The organism is Streptomyces capoamus (assembly GCF_014654935.1).
In the GTDB taxonomy this organism is placed as follows: Bacteria; Actinomycetota; Actinomycetes; order Streptomycetales; family Streptomycetaceae; genus Streptomyces; species Streptomyces capoamus.
Window position 1 is genome coordinate 61,794 of the sequence record NZ_BNBF01000001.1, and the last position, 1,696, is coordinate 63,489.

Consider the following 1,696-nt stretch of genomic DNA (forward strand, 5'->3'; position numbering starts at 1 on the left):
AGCACCAGCAGCGCGGCGGCGGCCCGGCCCGGGGTCGGCACCCCGCCCAGGTACCGGCGCACCAGCCGGCCCCAGGGCATCCAGAGCAGGCCGAGCAGCGCGGCGATCAGGAAGATGAACACGTGCAGGCTCGGCAGCAGCCAGTGGTGGACGGCGACCAGGAAGCCGACGCCGCCCCACCAGCCGTCGTAGCCGGCCCGCCGCGCGGTCGGCGCGGAGCGGATCAGCAGGATCCACGGCACCAGGGCGACGTAGGCGAACCACCACAGGGACGGGGCCGGGAAGGCGAGCACGGGAAGGGCACCGGCGAGGGCGGCGGCGGCCGAACGGCGCCACGGGGAGGCCGGCCGGCGGTTGATCATCCTCATAAGGACCTCCCCTACCCACCGATGGCTCCAGTGTGCGTGCCGGAGGCCCGAAGGTGCGCGCCGCGTCCCGGTGCCCCAGGGGGTGCGGGGCAGGGGCCCTGGGAAGTGCGGGACCGGTGCCCTAGGGGGTGCGGGCCTGCGAAGGGCCGCCCCCGCGCCACTTCTCGTGGACGACGACCTCGCTCAGGCGCCAGCCGTCCGGCGTGCGCAGGGCCCCGAAGTCGTACCGGCCGCCGCACACCAGGTCCGGCGCCGCGCCGCCGCCCGCGGCGGCGAGGCGCAGCGGGTTGACGTAGTCGGCGCGGACGCGGGCGGTGTCGCCGGTGTCGTGGTCGAGTTCGTCGAAGCGCACCTGCCGGTTGACGATCAGGTGCTGGCGCACGCCGAAGAGGGCCAGGCTCTCGGCGAGCCAGGCCGCGACCCGGTCCGCGTCGCCCGCGATACCGCCCGCCGAGGTGTAGTCGGCGCGTCCGTCCGCCGTGAACAGGTCCCGGTAGGCCCTCCAGTCGCCGTCGTCCACCGCCACCGCGTACGCGGTCACCAGGTCGTCCACGGCCAGTCGGTCCCTCAGAGTCGCGAACTCCGCACGCTGCGTCATCGGCACAGTCTTGGGCACGACGGGCGCCCAGCCAAGTGCCCTGCGCGGTGAATATTCGGTGGTGCGGGGCGGGCGGCACGGCCGAGTCTGGTCCCGTGCATGAACAGACGACCATGACGACCACCACCGGCACCCGGACCGGCCCCGCCGAGCCGACGTTCCGTATCCGCGCCCGGCACACCCGGACCACGGTCACCGTGTACCAGGCCTACCGCCCGGGGATCGGCCGTCCGGCCGCCAGCGCCGGCCGGTTCCCCGCCGCCTGGAAGCGGGACCGGATGACCTGGATCAAGCCGTCCTTCCTGTGGATGATGTACCGCTGCGGCTGGGGCACCAAGGAGGGGCAGGAGACCGTCCTCGCCGTCGAGATCAGCCGCGAGGGCTTCGAGTGGGCCCTGCGCCACGCCTGCCTGTCCCACTACGTGCCCGCCCTGCACGCGGACCAGGCCGCCTGGAAGCGGGAGTTGGCGCGCAGTCCGGCCCGTGTGCAGTGGGACCCGGAGCGGGATCTGCACCTGAACCCGCTGCCGCACCGGTCGCTGCAGCTGGGCCTCGCCGGGGAGGCGGCGGCGCGGTACGCCGACGAGTGGATCGTCGGCATCGAGGACGTCACCCCGCTCGCCACGGAGATCCACGCGCTGGTGCGGGCGGGCGAACGGGAGCGGGCCGGCGCCCTGGTGCCGGTGGAGCCGCCGTACCCGGTGGCCGAGGAGGCGCTCGCGCACCTGCG

General features: G+C 74.8%; 2 protein-coding genes and 1 pseudogene. 1 reads left to right on the forward strand and 2 read right to left on the reverse strand.

Going from position 1 to position 1,696, the window contains the following annotated elements:
* Together IE312_RS38290 and IE312_RS00315 are read right to left on the reverse strand one after the other, a co-directional pair.
* Positions 1 to 368 (reverse strand): annotated as a pseudogene (locus tag IE312_RS38290) (apolipoprotein N-acyltransferase); the annotation flags it as partial.
* 121 nt (positions 369 to 489) lie between these two features.
* Positions 490 to 966 carry a nuclear transport factor 2 family protein gene (locus IE312_RS00315; RefSeq protein ID WP_189977119.1) on the reverse strand — a complete coding sequence of 159 codons (477 nt, stop codon included), beginning with the start codon at positions 964 to 966 and terminating at the stop codon, positions 490 to 492.
* A gap of 113 nt (positions 967 to 1,079) precedes the next feature.
* On the opposite strand from IE312_RS00315, the gene IE312_RS00320 reads away from it, so the two are divergent.
* Positions 1,080 to 1,696: DUF4291 domain-containing protein (locus tag IE312_RS00320; protein ID WP_189978173.1), on the forward strand; the 617-nt coding region annotated here is incomplete at its 3' end.